The sequence below is a fragment of the Citrobacter sp. wls619 genome (assembly GCF_005281345.1).
Taxonomy (GTDB): Bacteria; Pseudomonadota; Gammaproteobacteria; order Enterobacterales; family Enterobacteriaceae; genus Citrobacter.
The window spans coordinates 418-26,657 of record NZ_SZXJ01000043.1; the positions used below are offsets into that span (position 1 = coordinate 418).

A 26,240-nucleotide genomic window follows, 5' to 3' on the forward strand; every position below is an offset into this window, starting at 1 on the left:
AAGCTGACTGATAAGCCGCGTTATTTTGAGCATAGCGTCGTGGACAGTCATTCATTTAGCCTGCCCAGAAAGCAAAAACCCCGCCGAAGCGGGGTTTTATAAAGAGTGAAGCTGACCGATAAGCCGGGTTCTGTCGTGGACAGTCATTCATCTAGGCCAGCAATCGCTCACTGGCTCAAGCAGCCTACCCGGGTTCAGTACGGGCCGTACCTTGTGAACCCCTATTTGGCCTTGCTCCGGGTGGAGTTTACCGTGCCACGGACTGTTACCAGCCGCGCGGTGCGCTCTTACCGCACCCTTTCACCCTTACCTGATCCCACTTGCGTGGGCCATCGGCGGTTTGCTCTCTGTTGCACTGGTCGTGGGTTTCCCCCCCAGGCGTTACCTGGCACCCTGCCCTATGGAGCCCGGACTTTCCTCCCCTCCGCCCGTCTCCCCCGAAGAGGACGACGACGAAGCGGCGACTGTCTGGTCAGCTTCGGCGCGCAGTATAGAGGGTTCGTGCGCCTTTGTCACCCCGCACTACGCATTCCGATTGCCAGCGTGGCAGCGATATTCCTTGACGCGCGGTAAATATTATCCGATGCCCCGCGGAAAGCGTCCTCCAGCGTGCCGATACGGGTTAATACGCTAAACACCGCATCAATGCCATATTGATGAACCACGTCCACATCGCGTGTCAGGCTACCGGCAATACCAATTACGGGTTTGTGGTACTTCTTCGCCACATTTGCCACACCAATCGGCACTTTGCCATGCACACTCTGGCTGTCGATGCGTCCCTCACCGGTGACCACCAGCGTACAATCGTGAATATGTTCTTCCAGATTGAGCGCCTGAGTCACAATCTCGATACCACTGCGTAGCTCCGCGCCTAAAAAAGCCATTAACGCGGCCCCCATACCACCAGCAGCTCCTGCGCCAGGCACGTCTTTCACATCCACCCTGAGCGATTTTTTAATGATATCGGCATAGTGGGAAAGGTTGCGGTCCAGCTCGACAATGTGTTCCTCAGTCGCCCCTTTCTGCGGGCCAAAGATGCGGGATGCGCCAGTATCGCCCGTCAGAGGATTTGTCACATCACAGGCAACGCGGATTGAACAGGTCTTTAAGCGCGGATCCAGCCCCGAAACATCGATGGTATTGAGGCAAACCAGGCTACCGCCGCCGTAACCGATTTCAGTACCGTTAGCATCACAGAGTTTTGCCCCCAGCGCCTGCACCATACCCGCGCCGCCGTCGTTGGTCGCACTGCCGCCAATGCCAATAATAATGCTCTGCGCACCGCTATCCAGCGCCTGCAAAATCAACTCCCCGGTGCCACGCGACGTGGTGACTAACGGATTACGCTTTTCAGGAGGAACCAGCGCCAGACCGCTGGCTGCCGCCATTTCGATAAACGCGGTTTTACCCTCTCCGGACATGCCCCAGCAGGCATTCACTTTTTCACCCAGCGGCCCCGTCACCAGGGCTGAACGTTCAGTCCCCTGCGTCGCGGCTATCATCGCTTTTACTGTTCCTTCACCGCCATCGGCAACCGGAACAGACACATATTGCGCATAGGGGAAAATTTCCCGAAATCCTTTTTCTATTGCCTGAGCTACCTCGGAGGCAGACAGACTTTCTTTATAAGAGTCTGGGGCAATTACGATTTTCATAGTTATGTAGCCTGACTGTGCCGCGCAAGGCAAGAAATACAGGGCGCGCATCCGCGCCCTTCTTGTTAGCGAGTGACTTCCACTTTCGCCAGTTTTTCGTAGTAACATGCCAACGCACTGTGGTCAGCCGTTCCCAGCCCGTCAGCGCGCAGTGCCTGCATCATCTCCATTACCGCTGCGGTCAGCGGCAGCTGTGCGCCCACGCCGTGTGAAGTATCCAGCGCATTCGCCAGATCTTTGATATGCAGGTCGATACGAAAACCGGGTTTAAAGTTACGATCCATCACCATCGGCGCTTTGGCATCCAGCACGGTGCTGCCCGCCAGTCCGCCGCGAATAGCCTGATACACCAGATCCGGGTTCACGCCCGCTTTGGTCGCCAGGGTCAGCGCTTCAGACATCGCCGCAATGTTCAGCGCTACAATAACCTGGTTTGCCAGCTTGGTGACGTTACCCGCGCCAATGTCGCCGGTATGCACCACAGAGCCCGCCATCGCTTTCAGCAGATCGTAGTACTTATCGAAAATCGCTTTATCGCCGCCAACCATCACCGACAACGTGCCATCAATCGCCTTCGGCTCACCGCCACTCACCGGTGCATCCAGCATATCCACGCCTTTCGCTTTCAGCGCGTCGCTGATTTCGCGGCTGGCTAATGGTGCGATGGAACTCATATCGATCAGTACGGTTCCCGGCTTCGCCCCTTCAATGATGCCACCTTCACCCAGCGCGACCTCTTTCACATGCGGGGAGTTCGGCAGCATGGTAATAATCACGTCGCACTGCTCGGCAATATCTTTCGCCGTGGCGGCGGTTTCTGCGCCTGCGGCGATGACTTCCGCAATCGCTTGTGGGTTACGGTCAGCAACCACCAGCGAGTAACCTGCCTTGAGGAGGTTTTTACTCATTGGTTTACCCATAATACCGAGGCCAATAAAACCAACTTTCATTGTCATATCTCTATCTCTCTCTACTGTCGATGGTGGTTATTTCTTAAAGGAGTCAGCCAGCTTCTGTGTGGCCGAGCGGAATACGCCAAGATCGCTGCCAACGGCAACAAACGTTGCGCCCCATTCCAGATAACGACGGGCATCCGCCTCTACCGGGGCCAGAATGCCGCTTGGTTTACCGTGTGCCTTTGCGCGGGCAAAGATGTGCTGGATTGCTTTCTGTACGTCAGGGTGGGAAGCATTGCCGAGATGACCTAATGCTGCAGCCAGATCGCTCGGGCCAACAAAAATACCGTCTACGCCGTCGGTCGCCGCGATGGCATCAACGTTATCAACACCCTGCTGGCTTTCGATCTGCACGAGAATAGTGATGTTCTTATTCGACTGAGCAAAGTAGTCCGGCACGGTACCGAACATATTGGCACGGTGGGAAACAGATACACCGCGAATCCCTTCTGGTGGGTAACGGGTAGATGCTACGGCGTTTATCGCCTCTTCTTCGGTCTCAACAAACGGGATCAGGAAGTTATAAAACCCAATATCCAACAGACGCTTGATAATGACCGGCTCATTAGTCGGAACACGCACAACCGGTGCGCTGATGCTACCTTTCAGTGCCATCAGTTGCGGGATAAACGTCGAGATATCGTTCGGTGCATGCTCACCATCCAGCACCAGCCAGTCAAAGCCTGCCAGGCCTAATACCTCGGTACTGATTGGATTGGCCAGCGCAGACCAGCAGCCAATCTGCACCTGATGCGCCGCGAGGGCCGCTTTAAATTTGTTCGGGAATATCGTGTTATTCATCGCCTATACCTTTGTTTATTTCTGCAATTCCATACGTTTAATGTCACCGACAATAAACAGGTAGCAAACCATCGCCATCAGCGCCGAGCATCCTACAAACATCAGCGCAGCATTAAATGAATGCAGCTCGCTCACCAGGTAACCAATCACCAGCGGGGTTACGATGGACGCGACGTTGCCAAATACGTTAAATACACCACCACACAGACCGACTATTTCTTTCGGTGCAGTATCGGAAATCACCGGCCAGCCCAGCGCGCCGAAGCCTTTTCCGAAAAACGCCAGCGCCATCAACGCCACCACCAGGGTGGTATTATCGGTGTAGTTACACAGAATGATGGTCGACGCGAGCAGCATCCCGAGCACAATTGGCAGCTTACGCGCCAGAGTAATACTGGAGCCGCGTTTAATCAGATAATCGGAGAACACCCCACCCAACACGCCACCGGCAAATCCGCACAGCGCAGGAATAGAAGCCACCAGACCAACCTTGAGGATCGACATGCCTTTTTCTTGCACCAGGTAGATCGGGAACCAGGTCAGAAAGAACCAGGTGATGGTATTGATAAAATACTGTCCGAAGAACACACCCAGCATCATGCGATTAGTCAGCAACTGCTTGATATAATGCAGCTTAGGGCCGCCAGATGCCGCATCACCCGGCTTCTTGTGATCCATATCGACCACCGCGCCGTTGTCAGAGATAAACTTCAGTTCTTCTTGCGACATACGCGGATGCTCGGTCGGGTTATGGATCAATTTCACCCACAGCCCGGTCAGCACAAAGCCGATCGCCCCCATCACGGTAAAGACATGTTCCCAGCCCCAGGCAAAAGTTAACCACCCCAACAGCGGGGAAAATAATGCCAGGGAGAAGTACTGCGCGGAGTTAAAAATTGCCGATGCTGTACCGCGCTCTTTCGTGGGGAACCAGGCGGCCACAATGCGTGCGTTAGCCGGGAAAGACGGCGCTTCAGAGAAGCCCAGCATGAAACGCATGATGAACATTGAAATACCCGCCCAGGCCAGCGGGAACATATCCACGAATCCCTGCAGGAAGGTAAACAGCGACCAGAAAAACAGGCTGTAAGTGTAGACTTTCTTCGAACCGAACTTGTCGAGCAGCCATCCGCCGGGGATTTGCATCAGCAAATAAGCCCAGCCAAAAGCCGAAAAAATGTAACCCATTGATATGGCGCTAAGCTGTAGCTCTTTCGCCACTTCCGTACCGGCAATAGACAACGTCGCACGGTCCGCATAGTTAACGGCTGTAACAATAAAGATTACCAGCAATATTAAATAACGAGTGTGCGTGCCTTTCTTTTTCTCTACCACCGTATCCAGTATCATACTATTTACCTCGGGCTACCTCGGGCACATGTCTTTTATTATTTGGCAGGCATTTTTAATAATTAATTACCGCCAATAAATATACGCAATAATTTATCCGGTGCTGTGAAACCGTGATTTAGTATAATCAGCACGACACGGTTAATCATTGTGCAAATGCTCACTAAAGAAAGGTCGTTAGAATATTCTCTTGGGCTGATGCACATAAGCATGGGCGCTAATGCACACATTTACGTATTGCCACCGCTGGCAGCATGGTGTACCTGAGTTTAAGTGATCATGGTCACATTCTCAGATTTAATCTCCTGACATTCTTATTTCACAATACCAAGTCTTTATTGCTTTTAATTAGATTAAACATATCAACACCCATACAATTATTATCACCACCTGGCTGGAGAATACTGGACAATGGCCGACATCGAAATTAGACAAGAATCGCCAACGGCGTTTTATATTAAAGTACACGACACAGATAATGTGGCGATTATTGTCAATGACAATGGTCTGAAAGCCGGGACACGTTTTCCGGATGGACTGACGCTGATAGAGCATATCCCCCAGGGCCATAAAGTGGCGCTAACAGATATTCCTGTTCACGGCGAAATTGTCCGCTATGGTGAAGTGATAGGTTTCGCCGTTCGCGATATCCCACGCGGCAGCTGGATCGATGAATCTATGGTTGAACTGCCAAAAGCCCCGCCGCTGGAAACATTACCGCTGGCCACCAAAGTTCCGGAACCGCTGCCGCCGCTGGAGGGGTATACCTTCGAAGGATACCGCAATGCTGACGGCAGCGTCGGCACCAAGAATCTGCTCGGCATCTCCACCAGCGTGCACTGCGTGGCGGGCGTGGTGGATTATGTCGTGAAAATCATTGAGCGCGATCTGCTGCCCAACTATCCGAACGTCGACGGCGTGGTGGGGCTCAATCACTTGTACGGCTGCGGCGTGGCGATCAATGCCCCAGCCGCCATCGTGCCGATTCGTACAATCCACAATATTGCGCTGAACCCGAACTTCGGCGGTGAAGTCATGGTCATCGGCCTTGGCTGTGAAAAACTCCAGCCTGAGCGCCTGCTGGAAGGTACACACGATGTGAAAAGTATTCCGGTAGACAGCGCCAGTATCGTCAGCCTGCAGGATGAAAAACACGTTGGTTTTAAATCCATGGTAGAAGACATTTTGCAGGTCGCTGAGCGCCACCTGGCAAAGCTCAATCAGCGCCAGCGCGAAACCTGTCCGGCATCAGAACTGGTTGTCGGCATGCAATGCGGCGGTAGCGATGCGTTTTCTGGCGTAACGGCCAACCCGGCAGTCGGTTATGCATCCGATCTTCTGGTACGTTGCGGGGCAACCGTGATGTTCTCGGAAGTGACCGAAGTGCGCGATGCCATCCACCTTCTGACCCCGCGGGCAATTAACGAAGAGGTGGGCAAACGCCTGCTCGAAGAGATGGCCTGGTACGACAACTATCTCGATATGGGGAAAACTGACCGCAGCGCTAACCCCTCTCCGGGCAACAAGAAAGGCGGTCTGGCAAACGTGGTGGAAAAAGCGCTGGGCTCCATTGCCAAGTCTGGCAAGAGCGCGATTGTCGAAGTGTTGTCGCCGGGTCAGCGTCCAACCAGGCGTGGCCTGATTTACGCCGCAACTCCCGCCAGTGATTTTGTTTGCGGTACGCAGCAGGTTGCTTCCGGCATCACCGTGCAGGTGTTCACCACCGGTCGCGGTACGCCGTACGGTCTGGTGGCCGTGCCGGTGATAAAAATGGCGACGCGTACCGAACTGGCTAATCGTTGGTTTGACCTGATGGACATCAACGCAGGTACCATCGCGACCGGAGAAGAAACCATCGAAGAAGTAGGGTTGAAGCTATTCGAGTTCATTCTCGATGTGGCCAGCGGGCGTAAGAAAACCTTCTCGGATCAGTGGGGATTACATAACCAGCTGGCGGTATTTAACCCGGCACCGGTAACCTGATTTTTCACTGTTTTCTCTTCAGGAGCATGTCTACGGGCATGCTCTTTTTTTTGTCATAAACTTTCGCAACCCTCCCATTACTTTCGAAACTTTCATTTTTCAGATCAGAATCACAAAAAAACATTACGAAACCCTATACTTTATTTCGAAGAAAGAAATCGAAAGACTTCGGAGGAAGTATGTTTATCATTTCAAGCAAAACAATGCTGAAGAAGGCTCAACAAGAAGGTTACGCCGTCCCCGCATTTAACATCCACAACCTCGAGACCTTACAGGTTGTCGTGGAAACGGCTGCCGAGCTACGTTCTCCGTTGATCGTCGCCGGAACACCAGGTACTTTTAGTTACGCTGGTGTCGGTAATATAGTCGCTATCGCCAGCGAGCTGGCCAGAAGCTGGAACCTCCCCCTGGCAATTCATCTCGATCACCATGAAAGCGTCAGCGATATTGAGGCAAAAGTCTGTGCAGGGATTCGCTCTGTCATGATCGACGGCTCCCATTTACCGTTTGCCGATAACATCGCGTTAGTCAAACGCGTGACGGATTACTGCCACCGCTATGACGCCAGCGTTGAAGCAGAACTGGGACGCCTGGGCGGGCAAGAAGATGACCTGATCGTTGATGGCAAGGATGCACTTTATACCCACCCTGAGCAGGCTCGAGAGTTCGTAGAGAAAACAGGTATCGACTCACTGGCAGTCGCCATTGGCACTGCCCACGGCTTGTACACCGCAGAGCCAAAACTGGACTTTGAACGGTTAGCAGAAATTCGTCAATGCGTTGATATTCCTTTAGTTTTACATGGCGCTTCCGGCCTACCCCCTCAGGATATTAAACGCGCAATCGCCCTCGGGATCTGCAAAGTCAACGTCGCTACCGAACTCAAAATCGCCTTTGCTGACGCACTCAAAAACTACTTGAGCGCCCACACCGATGCGAACGATCCACGGCACTACATGGTGCCAGCAAAAGCGGCGATGAAAGAGGTGGTACGTAAAGTCATTGCCGACTGCGGCTGCGAAGGAAAGCTGTAAGTCCTTCATTAATTTGAATTGCACGGGTGCTGACAAAGGTTTGTTTTTAAAGCTGGATCACGAAAGATGCTTTTACCCTTTGCCTTCAATCCAAAAATATTATGAAGATAAACAAAAGATATCGGAGATAGAAGTGAAAGAAATAATCTCTCGTCATAAAGCGGGTGAACATTTGGGAATTTGTTCTGTTTGTTCAGCCCATCCGCTGGTGATTGAATCCGCATTACGTTTTGATCTCAATACAGACAGTAAAGTGCTGATCGAAGCGACATCAAATCAGGTCAATCAGTTTGGCGGCTATACCGGGATGAAGCCTGCCGATTTCCGTGACTTTGTGTATAACATTGCAGAACAAGTCGGTTTCCCTCGTGAAAGACTGATTCTCGGGGGCGATCACCTCGGTCCTAACTGCTGGCAAAATGAACCGGCAGCAGAGGCGATGGCGAAATCCGTAGATTTAATTAAAGCTTATGTCGCCGCTGGATTCAGTAAAATCCATCTTGATGCCTCTATGTCTTGTGCTGACGATCCCACACCGCTGGATCCGATGGTTGTCGCCGAGCGCGCCGCTGTACTGTGCCAGGCCGCAGAGGCAACAGCCACTGAAGAACAGAAACGCCAATTAACTTACGTTATAGGGACAGAAGTTCCTGTACCTGGCGGAGAAGCCAGTACTATTGGTACCGTACATGTTACCCGCGAAGAAGATGCTGCCCGTACCCTGGAAACACACCAGGTCGCTTTTCGCGCATTAGGGCTTGAAGACGCATTAACCCGTGTGATCGCCATTGTCGTCCAGCCAGGCGTGGAGTTTGATCACACACAGATCATTCACTATCAACCACAAGCCGCAGAAGCGCTTTCCGCCTGGATCAAAGAGACGCCGATGGTCTACGAGGCGCACTCCACCGATTATCAAACCCGTCAAGCCTATCGTGACCTGGTACGTGACCACTATGCGATTCTGAAAGTAGGTCCCGCGCTGACTTTCGCCCTTCGCGAAGCTATTTTTGCCCTGGCGCAAATGGAAAATGAGCTGATCTCTCCGGAACAACGGAGCCGGGTGCTGGAGGTGATTGATGAAGTCATGCTGAATGAGCCGGACTACTGGAAAAAATACTATCGTCCAACCTGGAGCCAGGCGATGGTCGATATTCACTTCAGCTTGTCTGACCGTATTCGCTACTACTGGCCTCATCCGCGTATTCGTCAAAGCGTGGAAAAGTTAATTGCCAACCTGAACGGTGTGGCATTACCGCTGGGGCTAATTAGCCAGTTTATGCCTGTGCAGTTTGAACGCCTGTCAGAAGGAACGCTCACGGCTACCCCCCATAATCTGATTATCGACAAAATCCAGGACGTTCTGCGTGCCTATCGCTTTGGCTGCGCGCCAGTTATCGCCTGAAATCTGGAGAATATATGAGCCAACTCTTTGTCCGAACCGGAATTAACTTTAGCTCGTGTCAGCATGCGCTGGCGCACATTGGGGAAGAGATGCTGGCCAAAGGGGTCGTGCATGAAAGCTACCCGCAGGCCTTAATGGAACGTGAAGCCATATTCCCAACTGGGATAGCGCTGGAACGTCACGCCGTTGCGATCCCGCACTGTGAAGCCGTTCATGCGAAATCGCCAGCTATCTATCTGATTCGCCCAGAGACGCCTGTCAACTTTCAGCAGGCAGATGATGATGAAGAGATAGCGGTCTCTTTAATTATTGCCTTAATCGTTGAGAACCCGACGGCTCAGCTAAAGCTGTTACGTCGCCTGTTTAGTGAGCTGCAAAACCCGAACACCATTGAAGCATTATTGAATGCGCCAGATGCTGAACTGGCAATGCTCTTTCGGGAAAAAATCCTTGAGTCTGAGCCTTGCGCGCAGGCTTGATAACAAACTGATAATAAAAGGAATACCCTATGAAACGTAAAGTAATTGTGGCGTGTGGCGGTGCGGTAGCAACTTCAACAATGGCAGCAGAAGAAATTAAAGAACTGTGTGAAGCCAACAATATCCAACTCGACCTGGTTCAGTGCCGGGTAACAGAAATCGAAACCTATATGGATGGAGCCGATCTTATCTGTACCACCGCCCGTGTTGACCGTACTTTTGGCGATATCCCTGTGGTCCACGGCATGCCTTTTGTTTCAGGCGTGGGTATCGAAGCGTTGCAGCAAAAAATACTGACTATCCTCGTGGGGTGACGCCATGTTTAGCGAAATAATGCGTTATATCCTCGACTTAGGTCCGACGGTCATGCTGCCGCTCGTGATCATCATCTTCTCAAAACTATTGGGGATGAAGCTCGGGGATTGTTTTAAATCCGGTCTGCATATTGGGATTGGCTTCGTCGGTATCGGCCTGGTTATTGGCCTGATGCTGGATTCTATCGGGCCTGCCGCAAAAGCAATGGCGGAGCAGTTTCAAATCAATCTGCATGTCATTGATGTTGGCTGGCCGGGTTCATCACCGATGACATGGGCATCACAGATCGCCTTGATTGCTATCCCTGTCGCCATTGGGGTCAATATCCTGATGCTGGTCACCCGAATGACCCGGGTCGTCAATGTCGATATCTGGAACATCTGGCATATGACGTTCACTGGCGCAATGTTACATCTGGCGACGGGCTCATACTGGTTGGGCATCCTGGGCGTTGTCGTTCACGCCGCTTTTGTCTACAAACTTGGCGACTGGTTTGCGAAAGACACGCGCGACTTTTTCGGTCTCGAAGGTATTGCCATCCCACACGGCTCATCAGCCTATCTGGGGCCAATAGCGGTATTGGTTGATACGATCATTGAAAAAATCCCAGGCCTGAATCGCATTCATTTCAGTGCAGATGATGTACAGAAACGCTTCGGTCCTTTTGGTGAGCCAGTCACCGTCGGTTTTGTTATGGGCTTAGTGATCGGCTTGTTAGCCGGGTATGACATCAAAGCAGTATTGCAACTGGCGGTAAAAACGGCTGCCGTTATGCTGCTCATGCCACGCGTCATTAAACCGATTATGGATGGCTTAACACCTATTGCAAAACATGCACGCAAACGTCTGCAGGCGAAATTTGGCGGTCAGGAGTTCTTAATTGGTCTGGATCCCGCATTGCTGCTCGGCCATACGTCGGTGGTTTCCGCCAGCCTGATCTTTATTCCGCTGACCATTCTGATTGCCGTCCTGGTTCCAGGTAATCAGGTTCTGCCCTTCGGTGATCTTGCTACTATTGGGTTCTTTGTCGCAATGGCGGTAGCCGTTCATCAGGGGAACCTGTTCCGCACGCTGATCTCTGGCGTCATCATCATGGGCATCACCTTGTGGATAGCCACCCAGACTATCGGCTTACACACTCAGCTTGCCGCCAATGCCGGGGCACTGAAAGCCGGTGGAATGGTCGCCTCTCTGGACCAGGGGGGCTCGCCGATCACCTGGTTACTGATTCAGCTCTTTACCTGGCAAAACGTCGTGGCGTTTGCCGTGATTGCCGTCATTTACTTCGCAGGTGTGCTATTGACCTGGCGCCGGGCACGTCATTTCGTCGCCGCCGAAAAAGCAGCCGCTATCTCAGAAAGCCAGCCCACATCTTAATTTCTGGGGAGCATTTGCTCCCCTTCACATTTCTGGAGACTCTTATGAAATCAGTGGTTATTCACGCTGAGGGAGACGTACGCGTTGAAGAACGTCCCATGCCCCAACTGCAAGCCGATAACGATGTATTGGTCAGGGTGGTTAGTTCAGGACTTTGCGGTTCTGATATCCCGCGTATTTTCTCTCATGGTGCGCATTACTACCCAATAACACTGGGTCATGAATTTAGCGGTTATGTTGAATCCTACGGCACCGGTGTGACTGATATGCAACCAGGCGACGCCGTTGCCTGTGTGCCGCTACTCCCCTGCTTCCACTGTCCTCAGTGTGAGCGTGGTTACTTTTCGTTATGTAAGCAATATCAGTTTGTCGGTTCGCGTAGCGAAGGGGGCAACGCGGAATATGTGGTCGTAAAACGCGCCAACCTGTTCCGCCTGCCATCAGATATGCCGATTGATGACGGGGCATTCATCGAACCGATTACCGTCGGTTTGCATGCCTTCCATCTGGCCCAGGGCTGCGAAGGTAAAAACGTGATTATCGTTGGCGCAGGCACTATCGGTTTGCTGGCGATGCAATGTGCCCGCGAACTAGGTGCAAAAAGTGTCACGGCAATTGATATCAACACACAAAAATTGACGTTAGCGAAAGAGTTGGGAGCCACTCACGTATTCAATAGCCGGGAGATGAGCGCGACGGAAATCTATTCTGCACTGGCCGACATACAGTTCGATCAGTTGGTACTGGAGACAGCAGGAACACCACAAACCGTAGCCCTGTCTGTAGAAATTGCTGGCCCTCGCGCACAGGTGGCGTTAGTGGGTACATTGCACCAGGACCTGACGCTGACTTCCAGTGTATTTGGCCAAATACTGCGTAAGGAATTAACGATTCTCGGCAGTTGGATGAACTACTCCAGCCCATGGCCAGGAGAGGAGTGGGAAACCGCTGCACGCCTGCTGACCGAAAAACGTTTGCAACTGGAGCCGTTAATTGCCCATAGCGGCGACGCGGACAGTTTTGCCAAAGCGGTAGCATCACTCAATGGCGCACCGATGCAGGGAAAAATTCTGCTCAAATTTGCCTGACCTCACGAGCCAGCAACCTGCGCTGGCTCACATTTCCTTTCGAAATTTAGCGTTCACCTTTCGCAATCCTTCGATTAAACTAGTGATAATTAAATTATCAGGTAAATCAATATGAACTCATTTGAGAGAAGGAACAAAATTGTCGACCTGATTAATACGCAAGGCAGCGTGCTGGTAATGGACCTTTCGAATACCTTTGGTATTTCTGAAGTGACTATTCGCGCCGACCTGCGGTTATTAGAGGAGAAAGGTCTTGTCACCCGCTTTCACGGCGGGGCGGCAAAACCGGGAAGCCACCTGGCTGAAGGCGACAATCAGGAAGTGATACTGGAAGAGCGGTATCAACTTGCCAGCGATCCGAAAAAAAGGATCGCCCAGGCCGCGACCGCCATGGTCGAAGAAGGCATGACCGTCATTCTGGATAGCGGAAGCACCACCTTGCTTATCGCGGAGGCGTTAAACCGAAAAAGTAATATCACCGTTATTACCAATAGCCTACCTGCCGCATTCACACTGTCGGAAAACAAAGACATTACGCTGGTCGTCTGCGGTGGAACCGTTCGCCATAAAACCCACTCGATGCATGGCACCATCGCCGAACGTTCTCTACAAGGGATCAGCGCTGACCTGATGTTCGTTGGTGCCGATGGGATTGATGCCACTAATGGTATTACGACATTTAACGAAGGCTACTCCATTAGCAGCGTCATGGCAGCTGCCGCACATAAGGTCATCGCAGTGCTGGACGCGACAAAGTTCAATCGCCGTGGCTTTAATCAGGTACTGCCGATGGAGAAGATTAATTGCGTGATAACCGACGATAGCATCAGCAAGCAGGACAAATCAGCGCTCGCTAAAACAGGCGTTGAGTTACTGATCGTTTAGTTTTTTACCCGCCACATCCCGCCTTTCTTCGCGCCAACGCGTTGCAACTTTCCTTTTTGCTGCAACGCTTTCAGATATCGTTCAACGGTACGGGATGAGATGCCGCATTCATCCGCAATATTTTCCGCAGTTAACTTAGGCTGAGTTGATAAGAGTTGTAGAATACGTTTTTCTGTTTCCGCTAACTCAGACGACATTTCTTCCGACATTTCTTCCGACAGGGCTGATGATTTCCCCAATCCCTCTTGCAAAGCAAAGATGATGTTTTCAAGCGTCGGTGCTTGCCCTAATCCCTCCTTCAAAGCAGAGATGATATTTCCCAAAATAAATTCTATGAATGGCGTACAACTACTTTGCCGATCGCATTGCCCTAATACCTGATAATACCGATCCTGCTGGTAATGAATCAGCGTTTCTACCGGCAGCCAGGCCAATTCGGCGCGCCACTCCCGCAGAATTAATGTTTGCCACAACCGCCCCATTCGCCCATTACCATCAGAAAAAGGATGAATAAATTCAAATTCATAGTAGAAAACAGCCCCAGCAATAAGCGGGTGGTGTTCTGTCGTTTTTAACCAACCCAGCAAGTCATTAACCAAACGCGGAACTTGTGAGGCAGGAGGGGCCATATGGATAAGATGCTTTTCCCTGTAGACACCGACATTCCCAGAACGCAATTGGCCGGGATTATCGACCAGCCCTAACATCAGGACCCGATGGGCCTGAAGGAGATCGGTTAACCGTTCACTTTTCCACTCCGACATTTTTTCATAGGCCAGAATGGCATTTCTGACTTCCTGTATATCTTTAGCTGGCGCCAGAATTCGCTTACCTTCCATCAGCGCGGTGACCTGCTCTGTCGTCAACGAATTATGTTCAATCGCCAAAGAAGCCTGGATTGTACGAATGCGATTCTCTTTGCGTAAAAGAGGGGATGCCCTACCAGCCATCGCCGCCCAATGTCCCATCAACTCACCAACTTCAATGACTTGATTGAGGATCAATGGAGTGACGACGAAAGGAGGTTGGTAGGTGCTCACTCTTACTCCCCCTGCTGTTCCAGCGCATACTTATACAGCGCATTCTTCTTCACGCCGTGGATTTCTGCGGCCAGCGCAGCCGCCTTTTTCAGCGGCAATTCTGCCTGTAATAAAGCCAGCGTACGCAGCGCATCAGCCGGAAGATCGTCTTCTTGCGCTTTATGCCCTTCGACGATCAGCACCATTTCGCCTTTACGGCGATTTTCGTCTTCTTTGACCCACGCCAGCAGCTCACCCACCGGCGCGCCATGAATGGTTTCCCAGGTTTTGGTCAGCTCGCGCGCCAGCACCACGTAGCGGGATTCACCCCACACGGCAACCATGTCTTCCAGGCTATCCAGCAAGCGGTGGGTAGATTCATAAAAAATAAGCGTACGCGGCTCGGCCTCAATGGCTTTCATCGCATCACGACGCCCTTTAGATTTGGCTGGCAGGAAACCCTCATAGCAAAAACGATCTGATGGCAGACCTGCAGCACTCAGCGCGGCAATCGCCGCACAAGGGCCTGGCAGAGGTACCACACGGATCCCCGCTTCGCGACAGGTGCGTACCAGGTGATAACCAGGATCGTTAATCAACGGTGTTCCGGCATCGGAAACCAGCGCAATGTTTTGCCCTTCTTTCAGTTTCAATACCAGCGTTTCGGCTTTTTGCTGCTCATTATGGTCATGCAACGCAAACAAACGGGCGTTTATCGCGAAGTGTTGCAACAACAATCCTGTATGGCGGGTATCTTCAGCGGCAATTAAATCAACGGCTTGTAAAACTTCGAGCGCTCGTTGGGTAATATCAGCCAAATTTCCGATAGGAGTAGGTACAATAAAGAGTTGGCCTTGAGAATTATCCGCCGATTCGTGTTGTTTCATTGTGTCGTCCGTATTGCCGATTTAATATTGAGCATTGCGTAAAAAATATCACTGGATACAGTATGGTACCCTCAACATTTTCTCATTTGAAAGCTGCACGCGCGCTGCCTGTCATTCTGGCAGCATTAATTTTCGCAGGCTGTGGCACCCAGGCGCCAGACCAGAGTGCTGCCCATATGCAGGGCACAGCACAGGCTGATTCCGGCTTTTATCTGCAGCAAATGCAGCAAAGCTCAGATGATAGCAAGACCAACTGGCAATTACTCGCCATTCGTGCACTGCTGAAAGAAGGCAAGAGCCAGCAGGCGGTCGAGTTGTTCAACCAGTTGCCGCAGCAACTGAACGATACCCAGCGTCTTGAACAGTCACTGCTGGCTGTCGAAATCAAACTTGCGCAGAAAGATATCGCTGGCGCACAGGCTCTACTGGGCCAGTTAAAACCAGCCGATTTCTCGCAAAACCAGCAAGCACGTTACTGGCAGGCGCAAATTGACGCCAATCAGGGGCGTCCGTCGCTCACGCTGCTGCGCGCCCTGATCGCACAGGAACCGCTGCTGGCCGCGAATGCTAAGCAGAAAAACATGGACGCCACCTGGCAGGCGTTGTCGTCCATGACCCAGGAGCAAGCGCAGACGCTGGTCATCAACGCTGATGAAAACGTGCTGCAAGGCTGGCTGGATCTCCAGCGCGTCTGGTTCGATAACCGTAACGATCCGGACATGATGAAAGCCGGTATTGCGGACTGGCAGAAACGTTACCCACAAAATCCTGGGGCAAAACTGTTACCAACACAGTTGGTTAACGTGCAGAGCTTTAAGCCCGCCTCCACCAGCAAAATCGCCCTGCTGTTACCACTGAACGGTCAGGCCGCTGTATTTGGGCGAACCATTCAGCAGGGCTTTGAAGCGGCAAAAAACATGGGCACTCAACCCGTAGCCGCTCCTGCTGTTGCCGCGCCTGCAGCTAACACTGATGCTGGTGCCGATGCAACAACGACACAACCACAGACGACTGACGGCGTTGCCAGCCCGTCTCAGGCTTCTGTCAGCGATCTGACCAACGATACGCCAGCGCAACCAGAAGCTGCAGCTGTGCAGCCAACAGCGCCTGCACAGCCAGCGAACGCCAGCGCGCCGGCGAATCCGTCCGCAGAGCTGAAAATCTACGACACATCATCACAGCCGCTGAATCAGATCCTGGCTCAGGTACAGCAGGATGGCGCCAGCATTGTTGTCGGCCCGCTGTTGAAGAACAATGTCGAAGAGCTGATGAAAAGCAATACACCGCTCAACGTTCTGGCGCTAAACCAGCCAGAGTCGGTACAGAATCTGGCGAATGTTTGCTACTTCGCACTATCACCAGAAGATGAAGCACGCGATGCCGCACGCCACATCCGTGAACAAGGAAAACAAGCACCACTGCTGTTAATCCCGCGTAGTGCGTTAGGCGATCGCGTGGCTAATGCTTTTGCGCAGGAATGGCAAAAACTGGGGGGCGGCACGGTGCTGCAGCAGAAGTTCGGCTCCACGGCTGAGCTGAAAATGGGCGTTAACGGCGGCTCGGGGATTTCCCTGACAGGTAGCCCGGTGACGTCCTCTGTGCCTGCGCAACCTGGCGTGACGATTGGCGGTCTGACGATACCGGCTGCGCCTACCGATGCCCAAATCACTGGCGGCAGCGGTCGTGTTGATGCCGTGTATATTCTGGCAACGCCGGAAGAAATTGCGTTTATTAAACCGATGATCGCCATGCGTAACGGCAGCCAGAGCGGTGCGACGCTGTACGCCAGCTCCCGCAGCGCGCAGGGCACCGCTGGTCCAGATTTCCGTCTGGAGATGGAAGGCCTACAGTACAGCGAAATTCCCATGCTGGCTGGCGGCAACGAGCCGCTCATGCAGCAAGCGCTGAGTGCAGTACGCAATGACTACTCGCTTGCGCGCATGTATGCAATGGGTGTCGATGCCTGGTCGCTCGCTAATCATTTCTCGCAAATGCGTCAGGTGCAGGGCTTCGAAATTAACGGCAACACCGGCGCGTTGACCGCAACGCAGGATTGCGTGATTAACAGGAAGTTATCATGGCTCAAATACCAGCAAGGACAGGTCGTCCCCGCCAGTTAACGAGTAAACAGACCGGTGATACGTGGGAAACGACTGCGCGCCACTGGCTGGAAAGCAAAGGACTGCGTTTTATCGCCGCCAACGTACGTGAACGTGGCGGCGAAATCGACCTGATAATGCGTGAAGGCAGGACCACCGTCTTTGTTGAGGTCCGCTACCGGCGGTCCGCTCAATTTGGCGGCGCGGCGGCGAGTGTGACCCGGAGCAAACAACACAAATTATTACAGACCGCCCGCTTGTGGCTTGCGCGCCACAATGGGAGCTTTGATACTGTGGATTGCCGGTTCGATGTGTTAGCCTTCACCGGAAATGATGTTGAGTGGTTTAAGAACGCGTTCAACGACCGCTCATATAGTTGAATCAGAACCTGCCCATCAGGCAAATAAAATAACCTGACGTGCCTGGTACTTAAGGATTAGCGTGTTAGACAGAATCAAAGTCTGCTTTACAGAAAGCATTCAAACTCAGATAGCTGCGGCTGAAGCACTCCCGGATGCGATCTCCCGTGCAGCCATGACGCTGGTTCAGTCCCTGCTCAATGGCAACAAAATTCTCTGTTGTGGTAATGGGACATCCGCTGCCAACGCACAGCATTTTGCTGCCAGCATGATCAACCGTTTTGAAACAGAGCGACCCAGTTTACCTGCGATTGCACTAAATACTGATAATGTGGTCTTAACTGCGATTGCCAACGATCGCCTGCACGACGAAGTTTATGCAAAACAAGTCCGTGCGCTGGGACATGCAGGTGATGTTTTATTGGCAATTTCTACGCGTGGTAATAGCCGCGATATCGTAAAAGCCGTTGAAGCCGCCGTTACGCGCGACATGACGATCGTTGCGTTGACCGGTTATGACGGAGGGGAGCTGGCCGGGTTGTTGGGGCCACAGGACGTTGAAATCCGCATCCCGTCACACCACAGCGCCCGCATTCAGGAAATGCATATGCTGACGGTCAATTGCCTTTGCGATCTCATTGATAACACGCTTTTCCCTCACCAGGATGATTAAGGAGTACACATGAAGGCATTTTCGCCGCTCGCCGTCGTTCTCTCAGCGTTGCTGTTGCAAGGCTGTGTCGCTGCCGCCGTTGTCGGAACAGCAGCTGTCGGGACGAAAGCAGCAACGGATCCTCGCAGTGTCGGCACCCAGGTAGATGATGGGACCCTGGAATTACGCGTCAATACGGCGTTGTCGAAAGATGCCCAGATAAAGAAAGAAGCGCGCATCAACGTGAGTGCATATCAGGGTAAAGTCCTGCTGGTCGGTCAGTCGCCGAATAGCGAACTCTCTGCACGAGCAAAACAAATTGCGATGGGCGTAGAAGGTACGACTGAGGTCTTTAATGAGATCCGTCAGGGCCAGCCAATCGGCCTGGGCGATGCGTCCAACGATACCTGGATCACCACCAAAGTGCGCTCTCAGCTCCTGACCAGCGATCAGGTGAAATCCTCCAACGTGAAAGTCACCACCGAAAATGGGGAAGTATTCCTGCTGGGCCTGGTCACTGAACGCGAAGCGAAGGCGGCGGCGGATATCGCCAGCCGGGTAAGCGGCGTGAAACGCGTTACTACCGCCTTTACCTTTATTAAGTAATACAGATGCCGGATAGCGACGCATGGGCGTCTTATCCGGCCTACCGAACGACATCGTTTGTAGGTCGGATAAGCTCAGCCGACATCCGGCATGTTATTTGGCCCTTTCGCGTAGCTCGGAAGAGGTCAGGATCGAAACCCCTTCATGCCCAGGCGCCAGCGCTTCTGCCAGCATTGCACGCGCAACATCGCGCGCTTCAATCGACTTCCAGTTACCCGGCAGCAGCCTGAACAACGGCGCTAAAAACATCTCATTCGCCCGCTGTTTGTCCCTATCACCCAGTAGCATTGAAGGCCGGACAATCGTCAGCCGTGGCCAATTCTGCGCGATCAGCGCCTGCTCCATTTCCCCTTTCACCCGATTATAAAAAAACGGCGAATGTGCATTGGCTCCCATCGAACTCACCACCAGCATATGCTGGGCGCCAAGCCGGCGGCCCGTCAGCGCGGTATCCACCACCAGCGTATAATCCGCGTGGATAAACGCCTCTTTACTACCCGCTTCACGTCGGGTGGTACCCAGGCAGCAAAACACAATATCGACCGGGTCAGTCACCTGCGCCAGCGCATCGCTTAGCTGTGGATCGTGAGGATTATAGACCCCGACCGTATCTGCCAGTGGTCGTCGTGTCGGCGCGGTGATAGCGTGGATTCGGGGTTCATTCAGCAACATCCGCAGCAAATTTCCGCCCACCAACCCGGTGGCACCTGTTATTAACACCTGGTTCATTGCTTTTCCATCCCCCGCATCCTCAATCGATCTTATAACTATAGATCACGCAGCCAGAGCATCTTCTTGCCAAAACCCAGCGTATTGTCAGTGAACTTGATTTCATCCAGCCGAATCTCCCACACGGGCGCTGGCAGCATCCTGGCGACGGGGAAACGATGGTTATACGCTTTACGCGCAGCTTCGCTCTCTTCGCCCTCCAGGCGGCGGATTTCCCCTTTAAACTGAACGCCGCGAATCAGCGCGACCGTTTTAGGCTGACCGTTTACCGTTCCGGCGACGGACGCACGCGGACCAGACATCTGTGCATGGCGGGTCTTCTCTTCGGTGAGCACATAGAACGCAACCTTCTGCGCATCAAACAGGTAAAACGCATTGGCACACCACAATTCACCTTCATGATGTACGCACCAGGTCACGACATGCTGTTTTGCCAGCCAGCGAGACACCGCAGTCAGTGTTTCCATTTCTGTTCTCTTTTATACTGTAGGCCTGAAAATTATCACGTCGATGGTGACAATGACACCCTGGTATCTGTACCTGATCCGTACCGCTGACAACGCCTTATACACCGGAATAACCACCGATGTGCAGCGCCGCTATAAGCAGCATCAAAGTGGGAAAGGCGCGAAGGCGCTACGCGGAAAGGGGGAACTCACGTTGGCATTTGCGGCGCAGGTCGGCGACCGTTCACTGGCCCTGCGCATAGAGTATCGCGTTAAACAACTCACCAAGCGGCAGAAAGAGCGCCTTGTCGAAGGCGAAGGGTTTGAGACTCTACTGAGGAGTCTGCAAACCCCGGAGCTTAAAAACGATTGAAATGGTCGTGATATTCCACCAGGCCAGAGACGCCCTCCAGCGCATCTTCCGCCAGGCGATGCACCTGGAACGCGCTTTCGGTCCCCGGCCAGCGGCAACGCAGGTCGTGATGAGCAGCCAGTTCGAAGCCCAGGCGACTGTACAATGCCGGGTCACCCAGAGTGACCACCGCGGCGTAGCCAAACTCGTTAAGAGAATCCAGCCCTTCATAAACCAGCTGACGCGCCAGGCCTTGCCCACGGTAATTTTCATCTACCGCTAACGGCGCCATGCCGACCCACTGCAGATCTTCACCCTGCACATCAACAGGGCTGAATGCGACGTAGCCCACTACCTGACCTTCATCATCGGTAGCAACCAGACCCAGCGTTAAGAAACCGTCTTCGCGCAGGTCGTGCACTAACTTCGCTTCCGCATCGCTTTCAAATGAACGACGCAGCAGCGCATCAATGCCTGGGGCATCAATGGGAATTTCAACTCGAATCAGCATGCTTCACCTACCGAGGTCTGTTTGGTTTCTGGCGACGTTTTCATACCCGCCTCAACAAAATCCGCCAACTGCAGCAGCATGACACGTAACGCTTTCGGCATCTGCTCCAGTTCGATGGCGTCCATCAGATTTTTAACATACAGCCCTAACTCTGTATCACCTTCGATCACCAGGCGACGCTGGAAGAAAAGCGTATCTGGATCCTGCTTACGCGCCGCGATCATCAGCAGATCGCTGGCATCGGCGCTAAAACTCACATCAGCATCTGCGCTCTCACTGACGATAAGCTTGCCGTTCTCTACTGAGGTATACCATCTGAGGCCAATATCGCGCACATGAATGCTCAGCCAGCGACCGTCGAGAAACTCCAGCTCCCCATCGGCCAGCGCCTGACTAAACTGCCAGCTCAGGACCTGCTCCAAAACCTGGCGCTTCAGCGCAAAGGGCGTCAGTTTAACCGGTACACTCATCAGAGAAGGACCTAAATGTACTAAGCGTGAACGCAGTTTATCCAACACGAGCTTTACTCCCTGTTTCAATAGTCCTGCTATTTTGCCATATCAAATAAACGACATAGCGGCATAAATCAACAATTCGATGCGAAATTGTTACCTCTTTATTGGTGTCACCAATACGACTTTAACTGCCTCAAATCAAAAATTGTCTCAGCAAGGTTAACTAAAATCTCTCTTCGTTAACATTTTTGCGTCCTCAGGCGCAACTTTCAGGATAAATTATGGAGCTGCTCTGCCCTGCCGGAAATCTCCCGGCGCTTAAGGCGGCCATCGAGAACGGCGCTGATGCTGTCTACATCGGGCTGAAAGATGATACCAACGCCCGTCATTTCGCCGGCCTTAATTTTACCGAGAAAAAATTGCAGGAAGCGGTGAGTTTCGTTCATCAACATCGCCGTAAGCTGCACATTGCGATTAACACCTTTGCCCATCCGGATGGGTATGTACGCTGGCAACGTGCCGTGGATATGGCGGCACAACTGGGTGCGGATGCCCTGATCCTTGCCGATCTCGCCATGCTTGAGTATGCCGCAGAGCGCTATCCCCATATTGAGCGCCATGTCTCCGTTCAGGCATCTGCGACTAACGAAGAGGCAATTAATTTCTACCATCGCAACTTTGACGTTGCGCGGGTCGTACTGCCACGCGTGCTGTCGATTCATCAGGTGAAGCAATTAGCCCGCGTCACCCCAGTTCCATTAGAAGTATTTGCCTTCGGCAGTCTGTGCATTATGGCAGAAGGTCGTTGTTACTTATCTTCTTATCTGACAGGTGAATCGCCAAACACGGTGGGTGCCTGCTCCCCTGCTCGCTTTGTGCGCTGGCAGCAGACCCCACAGGGACTGGAGTCACGGTTAAACGAAGTGCTGATCGACCGCTATCAGGACGGCGAAAACGCAGGTTACCCAACGCTGTGTAAAGGCCGCTATCTGGTCGATGGTGAACGCTACCATGCGCTGGAAGAGCCAACCAGTCTGAACACGCTGGAGCTGCTGCCCGACTTGCTGGCCGCCAATATTGCGTCGGTCAAAATAGAGGGCCGTCAACGCAGCCCGGCCTATGTCAGCCAGGTAGCAAAAGTATGGCGTCAGGCGATCGACCGCTGCAAAGCCTCCCCGCAGAACTTCGTTCCACAGCCTGAATGGATGGAAACGCTGGGCTCCATGTCCGAAGGCACGCAGACCACGCTTGGTGCGTATCACCGTAAATGGCAGTGAGAAAAGCAATGAAATATTCCTTAGGGCCCGTGCTTTACTACTGGCCGAAAGAGACGCTGGAAGATTTTTATCAGCAGGCTGCAACCAGCCAGGCCGACGTTATCTATCTGGGTGAGGCGGTGTGCAGCAAGCGCCGTGCCACGAAAGTGGGTGACTGGATCGATATGGCGAAATCACTCGCCGGCAGCGGCAAACAGGTCGTGCTCTCTACGCTGGCGCTGGTACAGGCCTCCTCAGAACTGGGAGAACTGAAGCGCTATGTGGAAAACGGCGATTTCCTGGTGGAGGCCAGCGATCTCGGCGTAGTTAACATGTGCGCCGAGCGCAAACTGCCGTTTGTCGCAGGGCATGCGCTCAACTGCTACAACGCGGTCACGCTGCGTATGCTGCTTAAGCAAGGTATGGTGCGCTGGTGTATGCCGGTTGAACTGTCCCGTGACTGGTTGGTAAATCTGCTCAATCAGTGTGAAGAACTGGGTATTCGCAATCAGTTTGAAACCGAAGTCCTCAGCTACGGGCATCTGCCGCTGGCGTACTCTGCTCGCTGTTTTACCGCGCGTTCCGAAGATCGGCCAAAAGACGAATGTGAAACCTGCTGCATCAAATACCCCAACGGGCGTGATGTGCTGTCGCAGGAAAATCAGCAGGTCTTTGTCCTCAACGGGATCCAGACCATGAGCGGCTATGTCTACAATCTCGGCAACGAGCTGACATCGATGCAGGGGCTGGTTGATATCGTTCGCCTATCACCATTGGGGACGGAAACAATCGCGATGCTTGATGCTTTCCGCGCGAATGAAAACGGCAACGCCCCGTTACCGCTTGCCGCCCACAGCGACTGCAACGGTTACTGGAAGCGTCTGGCCGGGCTGGAGCTGCAATCCTGATAAAATCTCGCCGGATGGCGGCATAAATGCCTTATCCGGCCTACAGATAGCGATCCCGTAGGCCCGAAAAGCTCAGCACCATCGGGCATTTTATGTTCGGCGCAATCCGTATAAAGCTCACTTTGTTAACAACATTCGCTAATCTTTAATGCAGTATTAAAAGATTAACCGGTAACAAAGTGAGCCGTTATGACTGACAAAACCATTCCATTCTCGGTGTTGGATCTCGCGCCGATCCCTGAGGGTTCCTCCGCACGGGAAGCCTTTTCCCATTCGCTCGATCTCGCACTACTCGCTGAAAAACGTGGCTACCACCGCTACTGGCTGGCAGAACATCACAACATGACCGGTATCGCCAGCGCCGCAACGTCGGTACTGATTGGTTATCTTGCGGCCAATACCACCACACTGCATCTGGGTTCTGGCGGCGTTATGCTACCCAACCATTCTCCACTGGTGATCGCCGAGCAGTTCGGTACCCTGAATACGCTGTATCCGGGACGAATCGATCTCGGGCTTGGCCGTGCGCCAGGGAGCGATCAACCCACAATGCGCGCCCTGCGCCGCCATATGAGCGGTGATATCGATAACTTCCCGCGTGATGTAGCAGAACTGGTGGACTGGTTCGACGCCCGCGATCCGAATCCCCATGTACGCCCGGTTCCAGGCTATGGCGAGCAGATCCCGGTTTGGTTATTAGGCTCCAGCCTGTACAGCGCACAGCTGGCGGCTCAGCTGGGTTTGCCGTTTGCCTTCGCCTCGCACTTTGCTCCGGATATGCTGCACCAGGCACTGCACTTGTACCGGACACAGTTCAAGCCTTCAGCACGCCTGGAAAAACCGTATGCGATGGTGTGTATCAACATCATAGCCGCCGACAGCAATCGCGACGCCGAGTTTCTTTTCACCTCCATGCAGCAGGCGTTTGTGAAACTGCGCCGGGGCGAAACCGGCCAGTTACCGCCGCCGGTAGAGAATATGCATCAGCTGTGGTCCGCTTCTGAACAGTATGGCGTACAACAGGCGCTGAGCATGTCGCTGGTCGGCGATAAAGCGAAAGTGCAGCACGGTCTCGACGCGATTTTGCGTGAAACCCAGGCCGATGAAATTATGGTTAACGGCCAGATCTTTGATCATCAGGCACGACTGCATTCGTTTGATTTGGCGATGGATGTGAAGCAGGAATTGTTGGGGTAGTGCTATTAGTGCCGGATGGCGGCTGCGCCTTATCCGGCCTACTCAATCTTTGTAGGCCCGGTAAGCGTAGCGCCACCGGGCAATTGTTCTACTGGTATACAGGCAACAGATTAAAGCTCGACAGAATATGGATAACCGCGTTACCGATACCGAACACCAGGATCAGCGCAATCATCGGCTTACCGCCCCAGACGCGGAATTTCGGGCTACCGAAACGCTCACGGGATTTACGTGCCAGCAACGCTGGGACAATTGCGGCCCAAATGGTTGCTGCGAGTCCTGCATAACCAATGGCGTACAGGAAGCCATTCGGCCACAGCAGGCCACCGACAATCGGCGGCAGGAAGGTCAGCAACGCGGTTTTAAAACGTCCGATGCCAGAGTCATCAAATTTGAACAGATCTGCCAGATAGTCGAACAGACCCAGCGTCACTCCGAGGAACGAACTCGCCACGGCAAAGTTGGAGAACACCACCAATAGCAGATCCAGACTGCGGCTGTTCAATACGCCGCTCAGCGCCTGTACCAGCACATCAATGTTACCGCCCTGCTGCGCAATACCGATAAATTGCGGACGCGGAATATTACCCATTGTCCCCAGCAACCATACGGTATACAGCACCAGCGCCAGCAGCGTGCCGTAGACCAGGCACTTAACGATGGTCTTCGGATCTTTACCGTAGTACTTCATCAGGCTCGGGACGTTACCGTGGTAGCCGAATGAGGCCAGACAAAACGGCAGCGTCATCAACAGATACGGCGTATACGAAGCGTTGCTTTCCGCCACGTTAAACAACGTTGTGGGCTGAACGTGTCCTAGTAAACTGCCGAAGGTCAGGAAAAAGGTAATTACCTTCGCACCCAGCACAATCGCCGTCATGCGACTGACCGCTTTGGTGCTTAACCACACCACAAACGCCACCAGCAGCGCAAAGCCAAGACCTGCCGCACGCGCCGGCACGTTCAACGACATCTCCGAGAAGGTGTGATGCAGGATTGACCCGCTCGCCGAGATATACGCGTAGGTCAGAATATAGAGAACGAAAGCAATCGAGATGCCGTTCACCACGTTCCAGCCTTTGCCCAGCAGATCTTTCGTGATGGTGTCGAAGCTGGAACCAATGCGGTAATTGAGGTTAGCTTCGAGGATCATCAGCCCGGAGTGCAACATGCAGAACCAGGTGAAGATCAGCGCCGCCATTGACCAGAAGAACCACGCCCCGGACATGACCACAGGCAGAGAAAACATCCCCGCGCCAATAATGGTGCCGCCGATGATCACCACGCCGCCAAGCAGCGAAGGTGACGTTTGGGTGGTGGTTAGTGTTGCCATTTAGCCATCTCTCCAGTCATTTATCTTGTGACTACATCTTAATGCGTTGCACTGTACCAGTACACGAGTACAAATGAAATAAAAAAAGCCCCGATTGTTG

27 protein-coding genes and 1 other RNA gene are annotated in these 26,240 nt (G+C 52.9%); 16 read left to right on the forward strand and 12 right to left on the reverse strand.

The annotated features are described in order from the left end of the window. Positions 1-103 precede the first annotated feature (103 nt). The 5 genes from rnpB to garP form a co-directional block, all read right to left on the reverse strand. Positions 104-480: RNase P RNA component class A (rnpB, locus tag FDX19_RS08540), an RNA gene on the reverse strand. A 32-nt stretch (positions 481-512) separates the two neighbouring features. Then, entirely contained in the window at positions 513-1,658 is a 1,146-nt protein-coding gene (gene garK / locus FDX19_RS08545; RefSeq protein ID WP_137382391.1) for a glycerate 2-kinase, read from the reverse strand. Positions 1,659-1,723: 65 nt separating this feature from the next. Then, positions 1,724-2,614, reverse strand: coding sequence for a 2-hydroxy-3-oxopropionate reductase (gene garR / locus FDX19_RS08550; RefSeq protein WP_137382392.1), 891 nt, complete (start codon positions 2,612-2,614; stop codon positions 1,724-1,726). 30 nt (positions 2,615-2,644) lie between these two features. After that, positions 2,645-3,415, reverse strand: coding sequence for a 2-dehydro-3-deoxyglucarate aldolase (garL, locus tag FDX19_RS08555; protein WP_137382393.1), 771 nt, complete (start codon positions 3,413-3,415; stop codon positions 2,645-2,647). A 15-nt stretch (positions 3,416-3,430) separates the two neighbouring features. Then, positions 3,431-4,765: a galactarate/glucarate/glycerate transporter GarP gene (gene garP / locus FDX19_RS08560; RefSeq protein WP_137382394.1), complete on the reverse strand. Its 1,335-nt coding sequence runs from the start codon at positions 4,763-4,765 to the stop codon at positions 3,431-3,433. A gap of 411 nt (positions 4,766-5,176) precedes the next feature. Between garP and garD the strand changes: the two genes are divergently transcribed. From garD to FDX19_RS08605, 8 genes are all read left to right on the forward strand, one after another. Next, positions 5,177-6,748, forward strand: coding sequence for a galactarate dehydratase (gene garD / locus FDX19_RS08570; RefSeq protein ID WP_137382395.1), 1,572 nt, complete (start codon positions 5,177-5,179; stop codon positions 6,746-6,748). A gap of 179 nt (positions 6,749-6,927) precedes the next feature. Then, positions 6,928-7,782: a tagatose bisphosphate family class II aldolase gene (locus FDX19_RS08575; RefSeq protein WP_137382396.1), complete on the forward strand. Its 855-nt coding sequence runs from the start codon at positions 6,928-6,930 to the stop codon at positions 7,780-7,782. A 133-nt stretch (positions 7,783-7,915) separates the two neighbouring features. Further along, positions 7,916-9,187, forward strand: coding sequence for a tagatose-bisphosphate aldolase subunit GatZ (gene gatZ, locus FDX19_RS08580; protein ID WP_137382397.1), 1,272 nt, complete (start codon positions 7,916-7,918; stop codon positions 9,185-9,187). Positions 9,188-9,201: 14 nt separating this feature from the next. Then, positions 9,202-9,666: a PTS galactitol transporter subunit IIA gene (gene gatA / locus FDX19_RS08585; RefSeq protein WP_137382398.1), complete on the forward strand. Its 465-nt coding sequence runs from the start codon at positions 9,202-9,204 to the stop codon at positions 9,664-9,666. 29 nt (positions 9,667-9,695) lie between these two features. Next, positions 9,696-9,980, forward strand: a complete 285-nt coding sequence (gatB, locus tag FDX19_RS08590) for a PTS galactitol transporter subunit IIB (RefSeq protein ID WP_003828616.1) — start codon at positions 9,696-9,698, stop codon at positions 9,978-9,980. 4 nt (positions 9,981-9,984) lie between these two features. After that, positions 9,985-11,358 (forward strand): galactitol-specific PTS transporter subunit IIC, encoded by a 1,374-nt coding sequence (locus tag FDX19_RS08595; protein ID WP_137382399.1) that lies wholly within the window; start codon positions 9,985-9,987, stop codon positions 11,356-11,358. Between the two features lie 44 nt (positions 11,359-11,402). Further along, positions 11,403-12,446, forward strand: a complete 1,044-nt coding sequence (gene gatD / locus FDX19_RS08600; RefSeq protein ID WP_137382400.1) for a galactitol-1-phosphate 5-dehydrogenase — start codon at positions 11,403-11,405, stop codon at positions 12,444-12,446. A gap of 111 nt (positions 12,447-12,557) precedes the next feature. Next, positions 12,558-13,331 carry a DeoR/GlpR family DNA-binding transcription regulator gene (locus FDX19_RS08605; RefSeq protein ID WP_048213375.1) on the forward strand — a complete coding sequence of 258 codons (774 nt, stop codon included), beginning with the start codon at positions 12,558-12,560 and terminating at the stop codon, positions 13,329-13,331. Here FDX19_RS08605 and FDX19_RS08610 read toward each other — a convergent pair. Both FDX19_RS08610 and rsmI read right to left on the reverse strand, forming a co-directional pair. Continuing rightward, on the reverse strand, positions 13,328-14,371 hold the full coding sequence (locus tag FDX19_RS08610) for a Fic family protein (RefSeq protein WP_137382401.1): 1,044 nt from the start codon (positions 14,369-14,371) through the stop codon (positions 13,328-13,330). The genes FDX19_RS08605 and FDX19_RS08610 overlap by 4 nt on opposite strands. A gap of 2 nt (positions 14,372-14,373) precedes the next feature. Continuing rightward, positions 14,374-15,237, reverse strand: a complete 864-nt coding sequence (gene rsmI, locus FDX19_RS08615) for a 16S rRNA (cytidine(1402)-2'-O)-methyltransferase (protein WP_137382402.1) — start codon at positions 15,235-15,237, stop codon at positions 14,374-14,376. Between the two features lie 62 nt (positions 15,238-15,299). On the opposite strand from rsmI, the gene FDX19_RS08620 reads away from it, so the two are divergent. The 4 genes from FDX19_RS08620 (at position 15,300) to dolP (ending at position 18,953) form a co-directional block, all read left to right on the forward strand. After that, positions 15,300-17,357 carry a penicillin-binding protein activator gene (locus FDX19_RS08620; RefSeq protein ID WP_137382403.1) on the forward strand — a complete coding sequence of 686 codons (2,058 nt, stop codon included), beginning with the start codon at positions 15,300-15,302 and terminating at the stop codon, positions 17,355-17,357. Next, the gene (locus FDX19_RS08625) at positions 17,315-17,716 is read left to right on the forward strand and encodes a YraN family protein (RefSeq protein ID WP_137382404.1); all 402 of its coding nucleotides are present in this window, start codon (positions 17,315-17,317) and stop codon (positions 17,714-17,716) included. Before FDX19_RS08620 ends, FDX19_RS08625 begins: the two co-directional genes overlap by 43 nt. A 61-nt stretch (positions 17,717-17,777) precedes the next feature. Further along, the gene (diaA, locus tag FDX19_RS08630; RefSeq protein WP_048213380.1) at positions 17,778-18,368 is read left to right on the forward strand and encodes a DnaA initiator-associating protein DiaA; all 591 of its coding nucleotides are present in this window, start codon (positions 17,778-17,780) and stop codon (positions 18,366-18,368) included. 9 nt (positions 18,369-18,377) lie between these two features. Further along, positions 18,378-18,953: a division/outer membrane stress-associated lipid-binding lipoprotein gene (gene dolP, locus FDX19_RS08635; RefSeq protein WP_048213381.1), complete on the forward strand. Its 576-nt coding sequence runs from the start codon at positions 18,378-18,380 to the stop codon at positions 18,951-18,953. A gap of 93 nt (positions 18,954-19,046) precedes the next feature. Here the strand turns inward: dolP and FDX19_RS08640 are convergent, their stop codons facing one another. Both FDX19_RS08640 and FDX19_RS08645 read right to left on the reverse strand, forming a co-directional pair. Next, positions 19,047-19,682, reverse strand: a complete 636-nt coding sequence (locus tag FDX19_RS08640) for an NAD(P)H-binding protein (RefSeq protein WP_137382405.1) — start codon at positions 19,680-19,682, stop codon at positions 19,047-19,049. Positions 19,683-19,720: 38 nt separating this feature from the next. Then, the gene (locus FDX19_RS08645) at positions 19,721-20,149 is read right to left on the reverse strand and encodes a YhbP family protein (RefSeq protein WP_137382406.1); all 429 of its coding nucleotides are present in this window, start codon (positions 20,147-20,149) and stop codon (positions 19,721-19,723) included. 52 nt (positions 20,150-20,201) lie between these two features. Here FDX19_RS08645 and FDX19_RS08650 point away from each other — a divergent pair, with 52 nt between their 5' ends. Continuing rightward, the gene (locus tag FDX19_RS08650; protein WP_137382407.1) at positions 20,202-20,501 is read left to right on the forward strand and encodes a GIY-YIG nuclease family protein; all 300 of its coding nucleotides are present in this window, start codon (positions 20,202-20,204) and stop codon (positions 20,499-20,501) included. Here the strand turns inward: FDX19_RS08650 and FDX19_RS08655 are convergent. Together FDX19_RS08655 and FDX19_RS08660 are read right to left on the reverse strand one after the other, a co-directional pair. Then, positions 20,488-20,991, reverse strand: coding sequence for a GNAT family N-acetyltransferase (locus tag FDX19_RS08655; protein ID WP_137382408.1), 504 nt, complete (start codon positions 20,989-20,991; stop codon positions 20,488-20,490). The genes FDX19_RS08650 and FDX19_RS08655 overlap by 14 nt on opposite strands. Then, entirely contained in the window at positions 20,985-21,509 is a 525-nt protein-coding gene (locus FDX19_RS08660; RefSeq protein WP_137382409.1) for an SCP2 domain-containing protein, read from the reverse strand. The genes FDX19_RS08655 and FDX19_RS08660 overlap by 7 nt, the downstream gene beginning before the upstream one ends. 218 nt (positions 21,510-21,727) lie before the next feature. Here FDX19_RS08660 and FDX19_RS08665 point away from each other — a divergent pair, with 218 nt between their 5' ends. The 3 genes from FDX19_RS08665 to FDX19_RS08675 all read left to right on the forward strand — a co-directional run bounded on the left by FDX19_RS08665 (position 21,728) and on the right by FDX19_RS08675 (position 24,807). Next, positions 21,728-22,723 carry a peptidase U32 family protein gene (locus FDX19_RS08665; RefSeq protein ID WP_137382410.1) on the forward strand — a complete coding sequence of 332 codons (996 nt, stop codon included), beginning with the start codon at positions 21,728-21,730 and terminating at the stop codon, positions 22,721-22,723. An 8-nt stretch (positions 22,724-22,731) separates the two neighbouring features. After that, positions 22,732-23,610, forward strand: coding sequence for a U32 family peptidase (locus tag FDX19_RS08670; protein WP_137382411.1), 879 nt, complete (start codon positions 22,732-22,734; stop codon positions 23,608-23,610). 189 nt (positions 23,611-23,799) lie between these two features. Next, a complete protein-coding gene (locus FDX19_RS08675; protein ID WP_137382412.1) occupies positions 23,800-24,807 on the forward strand; it encodes a luciferase-like monooxygenase in 1,008 nt (335 codons plus the stop codon). An 88-nt stretch (positions 24,808-24,895) separates the two neighbouring features. Here FDX19_RS08675 and mtr read toward each other — a convergent pair whose 3' ends face one another. Beyond that, positions 24,896-26,140: a tryptophan permease gene (gene mtr, locus FDX19_RS08680; RefSeq protein WP_137382413.1), complete on the reverse strand. Its 1,245-nt coding sequence runs from the start codon at positions 26,138-26,140 to the stop codon at positions 24,896-24,898. Positions 26,141-26,240: the final 100 nt, after the last annotated feature.